The following is a 17,767-nucleotide window of genomic DNA, read 5'->3' on the forward strand; positions in this document are numbered from 1 at the left end:
TTACTGGGAGATTTTTATGCAAGGATATTGTATTCAAGCAGCCATGTTTCGGCTGCCAATCCCTTTCTTTAAGCGTGTTGTTCATGATTTTTGGATTTTAAGGGAGATTGAAAGTAATAATGTAGTCGCCCAATTACATGGGCTAGCTACCTCGAGAAAAAGGGGTTGTGTCGTTCCTATTGGATACAATAAAGATCATAGTTTAAGAGCGTACTGTATTGCATATGATCCTCAATTTGCGAATCAATATGGTTTGCAGACCGGTACTTTTGCATTACCTATTCATGCATATTGCACGGTGTACCAAAAAGAAGATTCTGTACAACACTGGTTACAAGGTGTGAAAGCAGTTAAAACCATTAATGCCTTAGATCTTAATTATCCACCCTTCGGATTCCAAATACCTTTATCAGCAACCATCAATAGTAATTCCATTTATCATACTTTTGCTCATGTAATGGATATCCCTTTACATACTTTTGCGGGCTTTTATCATATAGGGATTAAAACTTCTTTGTACGAGAAAATTAAACAAAATTTATAACTAAAGTTCAGTAACTTAATAGTAAAATACCTTTCTCTAATTTGGCTATAATTATCGGCTTTTTTTATAAATAAGGCTTTACCACCCTTAGTATTTTGGGTAGGCTTCGTTTTTTAATGATGAATAAGGATCTTTCATGCCAAACTTCTCTACGTTCAGCATCTATGAAAAAGAAATGCGCGAATTCATAAAAAAGGTTGTTAAAACGACTTCTTTAGACCCAGATGAATTGACTACCTGGCTTTATAGTGACGGAATAATGCAATTTCGTGGCGGCCAACGTGCAGATTATTATCCTTACGTTAATGAAAACCTAAAACAATTTGGTCATCGGCCATTAATCTCCAAACAACATTCCATGGGACAAATATTAACTGGTTTCATCACCCTAAAAAATGCATTTCTCAATCAGTTTGCAAAAGATGAGTCTGAGCTAAAAGCTCATTTAGAACAACTATTTACTCTCAATCTTTATACGGCTATAGAAAATCATTTACCTTTTATTGCCATTCAAAGTGAAATTTCTTCTGAATTGAGTGCTTATCAAGATAAAAATGGCCCGCTAGAACCTGCTGAGGCACTTAAGCTTTCAATTAAGATGTTTGAAGAAAAACGCTTGGTTAATTCTCATCTGAAGGAAGATTTTAAAAATCAATTAACATTAATGGATGAGTTCTTGAAGCATTTAAATCAGTTTACAGCTTCTTCTGGACCACAGTTCTTTAAAACAACTGACAAGAATTCTGATAGCACCCCATCCCAACTATCCTTATTAAAAAATAGTTAATAAGCTTTATTAATTGGTGGTTCACTACTCTGGGTAGGGGTAACCTGGGAAAGGGTGTCCGGGACATAGAGGAAATCATACAAGTATCGCTGGATCCCGTGGAGAAGCCACGGGAATAGCCACAACACATAACTATCCCATATCAGGTTGCAATCACATCGGTTTGTGAGGGGATGGAATAAATCCCTGTTGTGTTCGTATCATTTGAGAAAGTTTCAGTCATACCCAGATTATTTGCAGGTAAGCCATCTAAAAGTACATTAAATGCACCCGTTAAGGGTGTGACTATTAGCATGAACGTTCCAGAAATCACTCCCCCCATAGTTCCTGCCTGATCCCCGTTTGATTCGGGAATAATCGTTCCTGTATTACAGCTTGGTGATGAATTGATTAATACTGCAGGAACGAAATCCACGCTCATGAGCCAAGTACCGATATTCATAAAAGGATTAGGAACACCCCTTGGAGGCATTTTGCAGATATCTATGGGACCGGGAGTCAATACTTCACCACCTAGCATACACGCCATTGTCATTTCATCATCCTAACTGAATTTGTTTCGCAGCAATTTTGGTATCACCCTCAGCATGAATTTCCATTTCATCACAATCAATCCGGTAATTGTGTTTTACAATAGTTCGTATTCGCCCTAAAAATTGATGTTCCAGTTCCTTTACCCAGTGATAAACCCGTAATGCTTGAGTATTAACCGTGTCACTGATGGTATGGATATACTGACAAATCATCTTGAGCGATTGATATGAAAAGTTTAACTCTTGTCCTCGGAAGTGAGCGTGTTGTATCGAAAATTTTCCCGTATCACATTCCATATTTTGTGAGGATGCACTTAAATTAATTGTATCATTTGCCATTAGGCTGATTGTTGGTGCATTAATTTTTAAATGGTTATTTTCACCAACCAGACTTAAATGATTTCCCAATTTTATCGATAAAGCAGCGGTTTGTAGACGATGAATAATCGATAAAATATGATAGTTAGTTCCGTCTTTAAACAGTAATACTTCGTCATCAACTAAAGGCGTAATTAAACAGGAGAATGCTGGCTGAGCACGAACTAATTGTCCCTGGAGAAGGATATGGTAGATATCATCTGAAAAGAATTTGATTTTTCCCTTCAACAATTCGCCTTTGTTATTTAAGTTGGCTACATCCGATTCAAGCATGATGAATTCCTTAATTTTATGTCCATTGTTCTGCTTCCAATAATTCTGGATTGGTTTTCAATACGTTATCAAGATTTGCATCCTCCCAATTAACCCTGACTTCGCTAATATGATGTAATGTGGCTAAATTTAGATTTGCCTTGGAAAAATTGCAAGCAGTTATAACACTGTTATTGAATCGCGCATAACTTAATTCGGCATGGATAAATGAGCTATCGCTTATTTCGGATTCTTCAAATAATGATTGAGTTAAATTAGCAGAATCAAAAAGACAATTTATTATCCTGGACTGATTAAAATTACTTGGATTTAATAGGCATTCAGAAAAATTTACCCCCTCTAATTGGGCCTCCTGGAGACATGCTGCTTCCAAATTCATTCCTTTAAACGTCGTTTGTTTTATGGTCGTTTTAAATAAATTAATGTGTTTTGTTTCCGATGCGTTTGAAAAATCGGTGTCTTGGATTTTCGCCTGAATGAATAAACTTCTATGAAGATTACAGCCGTTAAAATGAATGTCATTAAACTCACTTGCTTCAAAATTTGCCGCAACTAAATTGGCATTTTCAAAAAGTACGCCAGAAAATTTTGCATTTTTGGCAGTTACTCGTTCCATATTGCAATCGATAAATTTACCCTGAGATAGATCACATTTTGAAAGATTGATTTTAGTAAGAGTACAGTTTATGAACTCACAATTTTTAAGGTCCTGTCCACGAAATTTAGTATTAGAGAAATCGGATTCTGTAGCCCCAATATCGATAGAACCTTCATTAGAGTTAAAATCCACACCCAGCCAATTGGACTTGTGACTTTTGAGTTGATTTATTGTAGAAGAAATTATTGTACCTAATTGAATCGTGCATGCTTCCAAGGTGACCTGTTCAAATCGACATTTTTCAAAAACAGATGCAACCAATAAGACGTTTTTAAACATCACATTTTTAAATGTCACATTCAAAAATACTGCACGTCGCGCCTCAATGTTTTCAATGGTTATGAACTCTAGTGATACGTTTTGAATTATTTCTCTTTTGGATAGTTTAATTGCCAATTCTTCAGCATTCATAAGGATTCATCTTCCTTTAACGAAATGGTTCTCATCAAGCAATCCTGTAGTTTTACATTGTTTTTTCGACAGTTTATAAACGGAATGCTGTATAAATTACAATGATTAAATTCAGTATTTTCAAATGTTGAACTGTGAAAAATACCTTGAAAAAAATTAATGTCCTGAAAAAAGCAAGAGTCCACTGTACAATTAACAAATCTAAATTTTTTCGCCTTACATTGACTGAATTTTGATTTAGTAAGGGTACTATTCATAAACTGAGAAGCATTCATTTCACACTGAGCAATAGAGATCTGTTCGTAATGGCCACCCAGAATGGCCCCTTTGCTTAAATCACAATGTTCAAAATTACTTGTTGATATATGAGTTTGATCGTTACACCGTAAATTGGTTATTCCACATTTTATAAAATCACCGCGAATTAATTGAGCATTCATCAGGTTTAAAGAAGACAAGGAGCAGTTGGAGAAACGACATTCAGAAATTTGTGATCCCTTACAGCTTAAATGCTCAAAATTACTATCTTCCATCACCAGATTATCGATAGCACATTTAGTTAGTGAGAGTTTAGGTGCAATGACCTTATTCCCGCTCACTTTAGACAATTTTGTGTCATTAAAATGAGCATGTGATAAATCAGCCTTAATAAAATTGGAATCTATCCAAACACATTTATTAATAGTAGCAAATTGCAGTCGTGACTCAGAAAAATTACAGGAGTCAAAGCTGCAGTCCGAAATATCGAGAAAATTGGCTTTAAGACTGACAAATAAGCTTTCATTAAGCTGACAGTTTTTAAGTTTGGCGTAATTTAAAAAAGCTGCGGAAAAATTGCATTCTTTTGCTGAACACCCTTGAATCTGGGTTCTAAGCATATCGCATTCTTTAAAATCAGTTCGATTTAAATCCGAGTTTTTTATTAAAGCCTGAGTTAAATTGGCCCGAGCCAATATTGCTTCAGATAAATTGGTATTAATCAACGTGGTGGTCGATAAATTTGCATTGTTCAGGCGAGTACGTGCTAAATTACATTCGCTTAAATTACAGCCTGATAAGTTAATGCCTGATAAATCTAAGTCCGATAAATCGATACCCGCCAAATTCTCACTGGAAAATTCCTTTCCTTGTTGAAAAGCATGAATAATCTCTTCTCGTGAATAAGGTGATTTCCCCGCTTTCCCGGTTCGAAATTGTGTAAAGGAGCTGATTTTATCTATACGGTTTAAGGGTTCTTTATATTGTTCCAGGGTTTTTAATAGCTCAGATTGTTTTTCTTCCGGAACTTCTTTTTGGATGATGTGTTTTTTAAGATACTCAAAAAAATTTATATTTTGTGGAGGGATATTTTTTTGAGCCCTTTCAAATGAAAATTTATCAAAAACTGGGACTGTTTGATTTTGATTTTTATAAAACTGCGCTACTTCTTGTAGTATTGCTTCGGGTGTTTTTCCTTTAAAAAACTTGGCTTCTTCAATTTCTTCCAAGGTCTTGCCCGGATGAAAAATTTTAGCAATCTCTTGAAATTCTTTATCGAAATCCAAATCAAGACCAACGCGGCGACTCGCTCGAGCCTTGGTTCTTGACTCATTTAGCTTGGTTTGTACAACTCTTTCTTTGGATGGGTTGCGAAGCTTAATGTAATATTCAATATCCTTTTTCGGTTCATTTAAGGATTCACTTACGCTGTAGATAAAATCAATATCATTGGCAGCTATATCCTGGGTATCGAGTACCCCATGCCAAATGAGAATTCCTTTTTCTTCTTCAGGCAATAACCAAAGTGTATCCAGATTTAGGTTTAATTCACTTAAACTCTCAGTGCTGTCAATACGTTTATAAAAACACCGAACACGTACGCCGGGAAGCTGACTTGTGATCAATGGTTTTTCAGGATGCATGTTGGCACAAGTAAATACTTCATCCCCATTAAAATAATGTTCACTTTGCTGATCCGCTTCTGCAAGATTGAAATAGAGCCAATCAATGTCAGATGGATAATAAGGGCTTTGATTTATTAGCCAATCGTCGTTAAATGTTCCTAATTTATCAAGTTGATATTTGCATGTAGGTGAATGAGGTAACAATAAAGCAGGCTGCGGAGCATCGGATGGGGATCTTATAAGGTGTGTCGGAATTTCAACATTTGGAACCTTCAATTCATTGAAAGAGTCCGTTTTTGCCCATCCTTTACCCTCCGGATTTATTTCATGTTCCTTACCACCATACGCGTTCGTTAACGTTATCGGCATACGGCGGAAGCAAACCGGTTTGGATAAATGGTAATTTGATTCTACTTTTACCCATTGCCTATCGCCAAAAACATTTAATTGTTTTTGCATGTCGCCCAGCGTTACTTTTACAAAACTTGAACTGGTATTGTCGTCATAAGCAAAACAGCACCCTTTAACAAAAAATTCCGCCCTTTTTTTGGGCATGTATAAATCAATAAATTCACCTTGGTTGGAATTAAATGATTTTTTTGCAAGCTTCCAAAAATCCGCATAACTTAAAAATTCGCCTTTTTTGAAAAAAGAAAACAGAGCCATAATAGTAATAGCGAGCTGGGGTTTACCTTGGTGGCGGAAGTTGAATGTAATAATACTGTGTGGTTTATCTCTTAATATCTTCATCTTTGAAGAATAGTCCTGGTGCTGTGGATAACAGCTAAAATTTGTTGACAATATGATTGATGAGAAAATCATTGTCAATCTCGTAAAATAAAAAGTTTTGTTAATTAGTCCCCAAGATAAGCATAAGAATGCTATCTTGACAGAGACAAGAGTACTTCGTTATTGTCATTCTCAATTCGATAGCCCTAACCAATTCAAGGCACAGGAGTGTTAATGAAAACCCAAATAGTGATGCCTCAATTAGAAATTCCAGGAGTTAACGCGTCCGAAATTATTGTTTTAGAGTTCGAAGGTAGGCAGGCTATTTCTGAGTTATATCAGTTTGATATAGAATTTGTGAGTAAGAGCGTAATCCGGGCAAAGCAAGTAATCAACCAGAAAGCACACTTACTATTTGCAAAAAAAATAAGTGGTACCACCCCCTTGAATGGAGAAATTGTATCGTTTTCTCACCTCGATGCGATTGATCAGTACCAAAGATATAAAATTAAATTAATGCCGAAAGTACATCGTCTCCAACATATAAAACAAAATGAAATTTTTCTACAGCAATCGATACCTCAAATTATAAAAAGCATCCTCGATAAAAATGGAATTACGCAAGTTGAACTCGACATAATGATGGAACACCAACCTAAAGCATTTATTTTTCAGTATAATGAAACAGACTGGAATTTCATTTCGCGGTGGATGGAGCGGGAGGGTTTAATTTACTACTTTAGCCAAGACAAAAGTGGCGAAAAACTGGTCATTACAGACAGCAATTCCACGCTAAAAAACAATCAGGATATCAGTATCCTTTATTATCAAGCCTATACCCCACTCAGTGAAAAAAATCCCACCTGCAATCTAGTCTACAATATTCAACTTACCACCCAAGTTCTTCCACAGAAAGTCACCGTAAAATCATACAATCACGCACAATCATCGAAACCCTACACCTCGAAAGCCATGATTGATGAACTGGGTTATGGTGAGGTTGTTTTTTGGGCAGAAAACGTCAAAAGTAATAAAGAAAATCAGCGGATAGCCAATTTTATTAGTGAAAGTTATAAATGTAAAAAGGAAATTTTAACAGGAGTTTCTTCGGGATCACTTATTATTCCGGGAACAATCATCCAACACCAGAATTTCCGAATCCACCCTTTAAATATCCCCATGTTAATTATTGAAAGTACCTATAGGGGTTCTCAAAAAAAATCCTTCTTATCCCTGCATTCAGGGGAAGTGCATTCACCCGAGGATTATTTTAAATGTGAATATCGAGCGATTGATAAATCGGTTGCTTACAGGAGCACAATTCAAGATTATATTCCTCGTATTAATGGCCTATTTCCTGCATTTATTGATCATGAAGGAAATGATGATACCGTACAAATAAATAAAAAAGGAATGTACAAATTTCGCTTTGCAATGAGAGATGACAATCCTGGGAAAGGCTCAGCATGGGTGCGAAAAATGGAGTCATACCTTGGGGATCAATACGCCTTTAATTTACCCCTTCGCAAAGGAAACGAGGTGGTAATCGGTTTCCAATTTGGTAACCCAGACTTACCCATAATACTCGGGACAATAAGTAACTCCACGCATCGAAATATCATTACGGCAAATAGCCAAAATTATATGGGGCTCTATACTAAAGAAAACAATGTGTTCATTATTAATGAGCGGGATGGGAAAACAAAAGGGATGCAATTCTCTACAACGAATAACAATACCACTATGGTATTAGGCACAGATAATATCTTTAATTCACAATTAGATGCAGGATATTGTCTTAGAACAGATAATAGCGTATGCCAGACAGTGGGCAAAAATGCGATTACCGACATTGCTGATCATAGCGCACTAACCGTTGGAGGAAATCATCTGGTGACCGTTAAGGGTACTTCTTCAAACACCATTTATGGAGCCGATTATTACTCTTGCTTTGGCGCTCGCTCGTCTTCTGTGCTCGGACTTGATTTTATTTCAAGAGCTGGCGCAATGATTGATACTACCTCTGGTTTTCAAGTTAAATTAGGTAGCGGTTGGCGATATGAACAAGACTCATCGACGAATTTGAAAACAGCGCCTGTTATTATGCAGGAAGCAGAGGTCTCGATTTCACTAACTGTGGGCGAATCTTCTATTACCATAACTGAAGAGGGAATTACTATTACCGCCCCCACTATTGATCTTGTCTCCGAGGCCGCTATAACTTTGACTACTGATGCAACAATTAATCTAGCAAGTACTGACGTCAATATAATGGGCACTATATCGGGAGGGCCTATGGCGGAGTTAGGGGTCGGCGGGGGAGAACTTGCAGTACCCGCGCAGCTTGCTGCACTGGCCCAAGCGCTAGAAGAAGCAGGTTTAAATACTGCACAAAGTGTACCGTTGATAGGGGGAGCAATGGCTGCATGGGGAAGTGCAAAACATGCGTTTACTGTCGCAACGGACACACTTGTCGACTTAGGTAGTGCGTTAAAATCAGAAGTGGAACCACTTATTGGTAAAGCATCCGCCTTGGTCGAGAAACTGGAGCCTGTAACAGAGAAAATCGAAACCGGGGTAGAGAAAGTAAAGGGTGGTATCGCAACAGTAAAAAAAGCGGCAATATACCCGGCACTGAGTTATGGAGGTTATTTCACCTCCTTGGCGACCAAGTCCCAGCTCTTAAGCCAAGGGCTGGAAGTCCCAAAATACGAAGCAGAGTTTGATGAGGATTAATCGTGTTGAAGGGCTTAACCGATTAGTAAAAAGAATCATTGCAAATAATACATCAAGAAGTAATTCGTAATGACATAAATTAGATTTATCTTCAATTTCATTCACTTAATTAATTGTAGATTAGGAGAATAATTTTGCAAATTTGAAGATTTATGCTAGTTTAATTTATATAAGAAGATTTTTTTATTTTATCATTGCCTACCTTATTCATAAGGAAAAAAAAATGACTAATAAGGATCAATCTGTCGCTCCAAAGGAACGGATTAATATTGTTTATAAAGCGCTCATTGAAGGAGTTGAGGAAGAAATTGAGCTCCCTTTGCGTCAACTGGTTCTAGGTGAGTTTTATCCTCAGGGAATAAATGCTCCTTTAGAAAAACGTCCCACCGTAAATATTAATAAAGATAATTTTAATGATGTGCTCAAAGAACATGACATCAAATTATCTGTTCGCGTACCCAACCGGTTTAGTAAAAACAAAGATGATACCGTCAGTGTTGATTTAAAGTTTGAATCGATCAGAGACTTTGATCCTGATGGGATTCTTCATCAAGTTCCTCAGTTACAAAAACTGTTTGAGTTACGTGAAGCGTTAAAATCGCTTAAGGGACCTCTTGGTAATATTCCAGAATTTCGACGCAAATTGGATGCAATCATCAAAGATTCTGCGGCGCGCGAGGAACTGGTCAAAGAAATTAAAGACAAAAAATAAGCAGTATCGAGTCGCTGAATCAAGGAGACAGCCATGGCTGATGCACAAGATAACGCTAAGAAAAAAGAAGAAAAATCTCTGCAAAAATTATTTGCTGGCACTAATATTACTGAGGATGAGGAACAGTATGCCCTCACCCAGAAAGGATTACTCGCCTTTATCGATAATGTTGTTGAAAGTAAGCTTACTGATGAAACAGTAACTCCTGCTTTAGTGGATGACATTATCGCTCACTTAGATAAACAATTATCTGCCCAAATGGATGAAATACTCCATAACCCTGAATTTCAAAAACTTGAGTCAGCATGGCGCAGCTTAAAGTATTTGGTGGATCGCACAGATTTTCGCGAAAATAGCCTTGTTGAGTTCATCCATGTATCTAAAGACGAGCTTTTTGATGATTTTATTGATGCACCTGAAATTCCAAAATCGGGTTTATATAAACAAGTGTACACAAAAGAATATGGACAATTTGGTGGTAGACCCTATGGTGCAATAATCGGAAACTATTCATTTGGTCCAAGTCATAAAGATGTTACCTTACTCAGAAATATTGCTGCAGTCTGTTCCATGGCCCATACGCCTTTTATTGCCGCTGCGGGCCCTGAGTTTTTTAACATCAAATCAATGTCGGAGTTGCCTCATTTAAATGACATTGAAGCCATATTTGAAAGTCCTGTCTATGTTGCCTGGCGTAGCCTACGTGAATCGGAAGATGCGCGTTATGTAGGTCTGGTTTTACCTCGATTTATGTTACGTATGCCTTATGGCAAAGAATCTTATGGTGTCCGTTCGTTTAATTACGAAGAAAATGTTCGCAAAAGTGAAGAATCCTTCTGTTGGGGAAATAGTGCTTTTGCTTTTGCAGGCTGCTTATCTCAGAGTTTTGCTAAATACCGTTGGTGTGTCAATATTATAGGTCCCCAAGGTGGGGGTGCTGTTGAGAATTTACCTTCCTACTTTTTTGAAGCCATGGGTGAAATTCAAACAAAAATCCCAACGGAATTACTCATTTCAGAACGACGGGAATATGAATTGTCCGAACAAGGATTTATTCCCCTCACCATGCGTAAGGGAGCAGATAATGCTGCTTTTTTCTCTGCGAACTCAATTCAAAAAGCCAAACATTTTCCAGATACTCCTGAAGGTAAAACAGCACAAACCAATTATAGTTTAGGGACTCAGTTTCCTTACATGTTTATTATTTGCAGGCTTGCTCATTACTTAAAAGTAATACAACGTGAAAAAATTGGTCTAGCAAAGGAACGTGATGATATAGAACGTGAATTAAATACTTGGATTGGTGCTTATGTTGTTGATATGGACAATCCAGTTCCCGAAGTGAGAGCAAAAAAACCATTGAGACTGGCCAAAGTAAGTGTAGAGGATGTTCCTGGCGAACCTGGATGGTATAAGTGTGTATTAATTGTTCGTCCTCACTTCAAATTCATGGGTGCGTATATAACACTACAATTAACGGGTAGTCTCGATCTTACACAAGGAGAATAAAAGTGGCTTCAAGAGAAAGCGATGGGAATGAAACAGCCATGCTACCTATGCTCCCAAATAGTGAAGTAGCAAGAACCCAGTATAAGTTAATGGCAAAAATAACTACTCAAGCTTCAGGGGTTGTTAAAGGAAGCAGTACTGTAAAAGGATATGAGGGGTGGGTTGCTCTTCTGGACTTTAAACAGCGGATTACTCGGGCATTTGATGCACAAAATCAACTGATTGGTGTTCCCGATTGCCAATATTTTCGCCTTACCGGGTTATGGGATCAAGCAGGTGTGGTTCCTCATACTCAAAGTATTTTTACAGGTGAAAATATCAATACAGCTCTTATCCATTGCTTGCGCTCCAGTGCTTCTGGCGAAGTTGAAGTGGCGGTCGAAATCACCTTAGAAAATGCTAAGGTATTAGAAGTAGACTATGCCTATTCGCATCCGGCAGGACCATTATTCATCGTGGATATGCGTCCCACAGTTTATAAAGTAATGGATAAAAAGAATAACCAGGAATTTGGCTGGGATTTAACTAAATTAATGCGAGTTGGTTAATGAGAGCAGAGCGTTTAACTGAACGAGTACGGCGCTATGCTCGTCAAGGCACCCTTTTGTCAGCCAAATTGGATTCATCGATATTAATTGAATCGATACGTGACCATCTTGAAAAAATATTATCTACAAGACAAGGTAGCGCATTAATTGACAGAGAATACGGGTTATCTGAATTACCCACTCTAGTTGAGGATTATTCGTTTGCATACCAAGAGGAACTGAGGACTCATTTGGAGAGCACCATTCTTCGCTATGAGCCACGGCTTTCCTCTGTAGAAGTGTCTAAAATCTTAATAGACTCAGGAAAGCAAACCATTACCTGTAATATTTTAGCGCATTTAAATCAATCCTTTGATGGCCTCAAAGTTTATTTTACTACGATTCTAACAAGTAAAGGTCGAGTACTTGTTACGTTGTAACTCAAGGTAGAGACATGATAATCGATTACTACCAGAATGAATTAAACAAAATAAGAAAGCTCGCCAGAGAATATGCCGAGCATTACCCCGCGATTGCTCCTTTGCTCAGAGAACAAAGCACCGATCCCGATGTGGAACGCATCCTGGAAGGGGTCGCTTTTCTTACGAGCCAAGTACGGATGGTAATTGATGAAAAGCTACCTGGAATGGTTGATGATTTAACCCAATTATTTTTCTCTCAATACTCAAAACCTGTACCGAGCACCTCAGTGATCCAGTTTATTCCTAAGGCTAATTTAGGCGAATCGCTTGAAGTGGCTAAAGGTACCGAGTTAGCCTCACTCCCGATAAATGACGTAAAGTGCATCTTTCGCACTACTGTACCTCTCACCGTGGAACCCGTTATAATTACAGATATTAATTTTCAAGACACTATGAGTGGAATAAGTCAGATTGAAATTAATTGTCACCTTTGCGGGATTACCTTAAAAAATTGGCAAGCCTCTTCCCTACGCTTTTTTATTAATCAAAATTGGCATGATGCCAGTAATACCTTTTTTTTACTCCAGCGATATGTGCGTAGAATTACTATTGAAGCACCAGGAGAAGATAAACTGATTTTATCGCCGGATTATTTACAACCTTGTGCATTCGAAAATGAAGAAACTTTATACCCTGCCCCACCAAATATTCACCACCCCCATCGAGTTTTATATGAATATCTTCATCAACCGTATAAATTTTTATTCCTTCGGTTAGTTGGCTTGGAGAATTGGCAAACAAGAACGGATGAGTTCGATTTTAAAATTAATATTGAATTAGAAGAAGTACCCCCATGGGCAGCTAATTTAGATAATTTCCCACTGATCTTGCATGCTGTACCTATAATTAATTTGTTTACTCATCATGCAGAACCTATTGCTTTGGATCATAAACAACCTGATTACCAAATTATCCCTAATAATGATTTTAATGAAAACTACATTGTATATGATGTAAAGAAGGTTACCGGTTATCGCCAACAAGAAAAGCAAAAGATCGCATATGATCACTTATTAAATTTCAATCCGGAGCTCAATCTAAATTATAAGTATATTTATCATCACAGGCCTTCTGTAACGGGACCGGGTCGAAACACCTATATTAGTTTTTTTTATGATTTTGAAAAGGAATTCCCTGTTGATGAAACTTTGTCTATTGAACTCGTATGTAGCAATGGTGCTTTAACCAGGCTCTTAGATAAAGGAGACATTATTTTACCTACGGATAGCTCACCCGAGAATCTAACTTACACAAATCTTATTCCGCCCTCATCGTTCTTAGTCCCAACTTACGATCGCGGTTTAATCTGGAATTTTCAGTCCTTATTAGCGTTAAATTTACTTCAACTCTTAGATAAAAATCACCTGAAGCATATTTTTAATTTATATATCTATGAAAAAGGTGAGAATTATCAACTCAATATGAGCAGGATAAAAGGAATCGAAAATATAATTGTTGATAAAGCACGACGTCTTTATTACGGGGAAATGATCCCAGGATCCCATATTACTTTAATCTGTGATCCTGATTGCTTTAGATGCATTGGAGATATGTATGTATTTGGTTGCATTATGGATGCTTTTTTTGGATCCAACGCGCCATTTAATACGTTTACTCTATTACATTTGCAAAACGCGAGAACTAAAGAGGTATGGAAATGGCAACCGAGGTTGAACAACCCGAGCTTAATATCTTAGATAAACTACTTACTGATCCTAAAAGTTTTAATTTTTACCAAGCAATTCGCTTGATCAGTCATCTCTTGGCTTATGAAGCGAAAAATGGGCTTAAAGGTACCTTAGAGATCATTCCTTTATTGAGCTTGGCCTTTCCAAAAACGGATATTCATCAAATTCAAAAAAATCAGGAGCAGAATCAATTTACCCTAACGGCGACTTTTTTTAGTCTTTATGGGACGACCTCTCCCCTACCTACATTTTATACGGAACAGTTAATCCAAGATGATGATCTGGATTCTAATGAAATGAAATGTTTACTTGATATTTTACATAAGAGGCTTTACAAACTGCTTTTTGAGGCATGGTCAAAAAATAGAATATTCGAACAATTTGCAGAACAAAACGATGAACTTTATAAAAAAGCATTATATGGATTTATTGGATTAGCGGTCAAAGATGTTCGCGAAAAAATACCTGATTACAATTATCTTTTGCGATATGCCAGTCATTGGGTTTCTGATACTAAGTCCATTTGGAGTTTACAGAGTTTCTTAAATGATTACTTTAAAGTACCATTCAAAGTTTATTCGTTTTACCGATCCATGCAAGATATCCCTAGAGAACAATATTGTCTGGTGGGGAAAGAAAATCATTGCTTAAGCAAAACTGCATATTTGGGTAGTCAGTTTAAATCAAACAGCAACAGTTTACTCATTTCTATAGGCCCTTTAAAAGCGGATATTTTTCCTACATTCTTAGCAAATACCGAAAATATAAATCGCCTGAAATTACTCCTTCAACTCTATGTGAGAGAACCATTCTCCTATTTTATTGAAGTCATCTTAGATAAGGGTTGCTTCAAACCCATACGATTGACCTGTGAAACCACAAGTATTTTGGGTGTGGTCAGTTGGCTGTCACCACAAAAAGAGATTGACCTGTTTAAGGTACGCTACTGGCTGAAATGAGTACATAATATACAGCTCTGCTCGCATGAATGTCACTTAACATTAGAGCACGTTGGAATCAGAACATTTAACCACAGTTAGAATTTGAATTTTAGGAGTTGTTAAACGTCGGCTTGACCTCTCATGTGCTTTAATGTCCTTGATAGAATTGTAATTTTAGTTTGGATGAAGGCTATAGGTGGGATCTATTGTTTCCCTAAGAGTTCTGATAATATGGAACTATTCAGCTTGTTACTAATTAACGCTCATCTCATGTTAAGGATAATAAAATTAACATCATGCTAAGAATAATATTTTGTATTTTATTTCTAATGCTCGGTGGATGCACGACAGGTGGAAAAGAAAAAGAGCCGCAGTTAGCCAGCAGCTACCAAGATAATGCTATTCTTATTCGAGCAGTAGCCAGTAAGGATTTGAATCAATATGATCATCGAAAACATACTTTAAAGTTTGCTGTAGTTCAGGTTGAAAAAATAGAAGATGTACAAAATCAAATAGTAACTGCAGAAGGCATTAGTCAATTACTCAATGGTGATACTGAAGCCGATAACATCACGCAAACGAACAAGAAAGTCCATATTCAAACCTTTTTTATCGCGCCGGGGATGACCCAAACCTTTACGCTTGCGCGTTTTGCAGCGGTAAAGAAAATCGTGGTTGTTGCAGGATACTTTAATCTAACCCCTGCGGGTGCTGTACGCGTCTATGAAATCCCAGTATTTAAGAAATGGAGTCCACTGACATTTTGGAAAAAAACAAAAGAGATGGGACGAATTGCCATTTATCTTGAATTTGGGTCACGAGGAATTAACTATACTGAAAGTTCTTCGAAAGCGACAAAAATCACGAAACAGAAAAATCGTGAGTCCTTAAAAAAATATTGGGATAAATAAATATGATTTGGAATACACCAATTGATTGGGAACATGGACTTTTTTTACAGCCACAACATTTCCAATATACTGAACTCAATCAGCATTATATCCACTCTCAATTTTTACGTTATATAACCCCCTTCTTTTGGGGATTTACTGATTTGGTAGTGAATGAAAAATCATTAAAGAGCGGCATTTTTGATGTGGAAAAAATGGCTTTTTTTTTACCCACTGGCGAGTTTGTTGAGATCGATGTTAATGCCAAATTTTTACCTCGTTCCTTTATCTCGGATTGGCCCGCGAATACAAACTCATTAAAAGTATATATCGGTGTCAAAGAACTTTCGAAAAACATAGGCAACGTAACTGCTGTAGAGAGTCTAGATAATTTGAGTAACGTGAATACTCGTTTTATTAGTTGGAATGCGGGCGATGAACTTCCTGACTACTATCATCAAGGAGCACAAGCTCATCTTAGATCTTTATTCTATGTAGTCAAATTATTTTGGGAATTCGAAATTGAAAATACCCATAATTACTCGATCATCCAAGTAGCAGAATTGAGAAGAACAACAAAAGATGAAGTGCTCTATGATCCTAATTTTTATCCATCTTGTGTCAGCCTCTCCGCACACCATAATCTCAGTTCATTAATGAATCAGCTTCTAAGTGATTTGGTTAAAACCACAAGTAAGTTAGAAAAATTCAAACAACCTCTTGATTCGTATAGCACCCAAGTGGATAAAAGTAACTTCGGACGTTTATTTTCCTTACGCTCCTTATTACGAAATGTTCCGGTTATGGAACATTATCTCAATGCCAAAACAGTTCACCCCTGGCAAGTCTATGGCCTTCTCCAACATATGATTGGCGAACTAAGTTTTTATTCTACTGAGATTAACTTTTTCGAAAGCGGAAGTGGTAACGTGTCGGCAATACCGGTCTATGATCACACCAATTTGAGTAAAAGCTTTAATCTGATTGTCGCGTTGTTGAATAAGTTATTAATCGCCATTACGGCAGACCCCGATCGTATTCGACGCATGGTTAAAGAGAAAACCCATTATTGGGCCGATTTGGGTCATAACTTCATCCAAAAAAACAGAAATTATTTCTTAGTCATGTATGCACAAAATGATTTAGAAGAAATTGCTGAAATGATACAAGATTTTGGTAAGTTATGTGCTTATTCAGAAATAGAAAATTATATAGATTTTGCTTTACCCGGAGCTCCAATTTCCCGACTTATTTCCGCTCCAGAAGGAGTACCCAAAGGCGCGAATTGTCTTTATTATCATATTGATCATAAATCGGTGATGTGGTCTAAGATCGAAATGGAACAAAAAGTCGCCTTCTATCTTGGTAAAACACCTGTAGACATAGTGATTGACATTGTCGCGGTAGGAGGGTAAATGAATCTGCAAGCCATTTTTTATGATTTATTTAAATACGTGTGGGATTTAAATAAAAATCAGTTCGCGACGGTTAGTTATGATGAATTCAGAGGGAAGGTCACTTCTTTAATCGCTGAAATTAAAATGAAAGAAAATGAAGTGGATAAGCATAATCTAAATTCCGCTTTATTCGCGGTTTGTGCATGGATTGATGAAGTGGTCCAAAAAACCAGTTGGGCAGGTGTGAGACAGTGGCAAGATAAGTTATTGCAAGCTGAATATTTTAATACAACTAGTGCTGGGGAAGAATTTTTTGTTCGCTTAAGTAAAATTCCAAGCAAACAAGAAGATCTCGTAAGAATTTATTATCGATGTTTGGTTTTGGGATTTGAAGGGGTTTATCATAAACCCTTAGATAAACCTGACTTATTAAAATATAAGAATTTTGCATTAGAACAATTAAGTCAGGGATTTGACATGACAAATTATCCCTCTGAATTTGTTGCATTTCCGTTAGCTTATAAGAATGATAATTTACAAATTATCCCTCCAAAATTAGATCAGTATCGAAGCGTTCTTTGGTGGTTGCTACCTATTCCGGTGATTTTAATTATTTATTTCTTTTTTTATTTTGTAATTAATAATACAGTTACTAATTATTTACATTTAATTAAGTAAGCAAGAGAGTC

The 17,767-nt window shown here is 36.9% G+C and carries 16 protein-coding genes; 12 read left to right on the forward strand and 4 right to left on the reverse strand.

Annotated features, from left to right (window positions below; translation table 11 throughout):
* Positions 1-16: 16 nt before the first annotated feature.
* Together ACWTE2_RS05485 and ACWTE2_RS05490 are read left to right on the forward strand one after the other, a co-directional pair.
* Entirely contained in the window at positions 17-544 is a 528-nt protein-coding gene (locus ACWTE2_RS05485) for a hypothetical protein (RefSeq protein ID WP_454784514.1), read from the forward strand.
* Positions 545-680: 136 nt separating this feature from the next.
* Positions 681-1,331, forward strand: a complete 651-nt coding sequence (locus ACWTE2_RS05490) for a hypothetical protein (protein WP_454784515.1) — start codon at positions 681-683, stop codon at positions 1,329-1,331.
* Positions 1,332-1,473: 142 nt separating this feature from the next.
* On the opposite strand, the gene ACWTE2_RS05495 is transcribed toward ACWTE2_RS05490, so the two are convergent.
* From ACWTE2_RS05495 to ACWTE2_RS05510, 4 genes are read right to left on the reverse strand one after another with little or no spacing between them, the layout of a single operon-like run.
* Entirely contained in the window at positions 1,474-1,866 is a 393-nt protein-coding gene (locus tag ACWTE2_RS05495) for a PAAR-like domain-containing protein (protein ID WP_454784516.1), read from the reverse strand.
* Between the two features lie 4 nt (positions 1,867-1,870).
* Positions 1,871-2,515, reverse strand: a complete 645-nt coding sequence (locus ACWTE2_RS05500; protein ID WP_454784517.1) for a DUF3540 domain-containing protein — start codon at positions 2,513-2,515, stop codon at positions 1,871-1,873.
* Positions 2,516-2,531: 16 nt separating this feature from the next.
* Positions 2,532-3,584: a pentapeptide repeat-containing protein gene (locus tag ACWTE2_RS05505; RefSeq protein ID WP_454784518.1), complete on the reverse strand. Its 1,053-nt coding sequence runs from the start codon at positions 3,582-3,584 to the stop codon at positions 2,532-2,534.
* Complete coding sequence (locus ACWTE2_RS05510; RefSeq protein ID WP_454784519.1) at positions 3,581-6,217, reverse strand: DUF2169 family type VI secretion system accessory protein; 2,637 nt, start codon at positions 6,215-6,217, stop codon at positions 3,581-3,583. The genes ACWTE2_RS05505 and ACWTE2_RS05510 overlap by 4 nt, the downstream gene beginning before the upstream one ends.
* A 213-nt stretch (positions 6,218-6,430) precedes the next feature.
* Between ACWTE2_RS05510 and ACWTE2_RS05515 the strand changes: the two genes are divergently transcribed.
* From ACWTE2_RS05515 to ACWTE2_RS05560, 10 genes are all read left to right on the forward strand, one after another.
* Positions 6,431-8,932: a type VI secretion system Vgr family protein gene (locus tag ACWTE2_RS05515; RefSeq protein WP_454784520.1), complete on the forward strand. Its 2,502-nt coding sequence runs from the start codon at positions 6,431-6,433 to the stop codon at positions 8,930-8,932.
* Between the two features lie 223 nt (positions 8,933-9,155).
* Complete coding sequence (gene tssB / locus ACWTE2_RS05520) at positions 9,156-9,644, forward strand: type VI secretion system contractile sheath small subunit (RefSeq protein WP_182391764.1); 489 nt, start codon at positions 9,156-9,158, stop codon at positions 9,642-9,644.
* A gap of 33 nt (positions 9,645-9,677) precedes the next feature.
* Entirely contained in the window at positions 9,678-11,153 is a 1,476-nt protein-coding gene (tssC, locus tag ACWTE2_RS05525) for a type VI secretion system contractile sheath large subunit (protein ID WP_454784521.1), read from the forward strand.
* 2 nt (positions 11,154-11,155) lie between these two features.
* Positions 11,156-11,701: a type VI secretion system tube protein Hcp gene (locus ACWTE2_RS05530; protein ID WP_182391766.1), complete on the forward strand. Its 546-nt coding sequence runs from the start codon at positions 11,156-11,158 to the stop codon at positions 11,699-11,701.
* Positions 11,701-12,120, forward strand: coding sequence for a type VI secretion system baseplate subunit TssE (gene tssE, locus ACWTE2_RS05535; RefSeq protein WP_454784522.1), 420 nt, complete (start codon positions 11,701-11,703; stop codon positions 12,118-12,120). The genes ACWTE2_RS05530 and tssE overlap by 1 nt, the downstream gene beginning before the upstream one ends.
* 14 nt (positions 12,121-12,134) lie before the next feature.
* Positions 12,135-13,859 (forward strand): type VI secretion system baseplate subunit TssF, encoded by a 1,725-nt coding sequence (gene tssF / locus ACWTE2_RS05540; RefSeq protein WP_182391768.1) that lies wholly within the window; start codon positions 12,135-12,137, stop codon positions 13,857-13,859.
* Positions 13,820-14,809: a type VI secretion system baseplate subunit TssG gene (tssG, locus tag ACWTE2_RS05545; RefSeq protein WP_182391769.1), complete on the forward strand. Its 990-nt coding sequence runs from the start codon at positions 13,820-13,822 to the stop codon at positions 14,807-14,809. The genes tssF and tssG overlap by 40 nt, the downstream gene beginning before the upstream one ends.
* 278 nt (positions 14,810-15,087) lie before the next feature.
* On the forward strand, positions 15,088-15,702 hold the full coding sequence (locus tag ACWTE2_RS05550; protein WP_454784523.1) for a hypothetical protein: 615 nt from the start codon (positions 15,088-15,090) through the stop codon (positions 15,700-15,702).
* A gap of 2 nt (positions 15,703-15,704) precedes the next feature.
* The gene (gene tssK, locus ACWTE2_RS05555; RefSeq protein ID WP_454784524.1) at positions 15,705-17,096 is read left to right on the forward strand and encodes a type VI secretion system baseplate subunit TssK; all 1,392 of its coding nucleotides are present in this window, start codon (positions 15,705-15,707) and stop codon (positions 17,094-17,096) included.
* On the forward strand, positions 17,097-17,756 hold the full coding sequence (locus ACWTE2_RS05560) for a DotU family type IV/VI secretion system protein (protein WP_454784525.1): 660 nt from the start codon (positions 17,097-17,099) through the stop codon (positions 17,754-17,756).
* Positions 17,757-17,767 lie beyond the last annotated feature (11 nt).

This window comes from Legionella nigrisilvae, assembly GCF_977063395.2.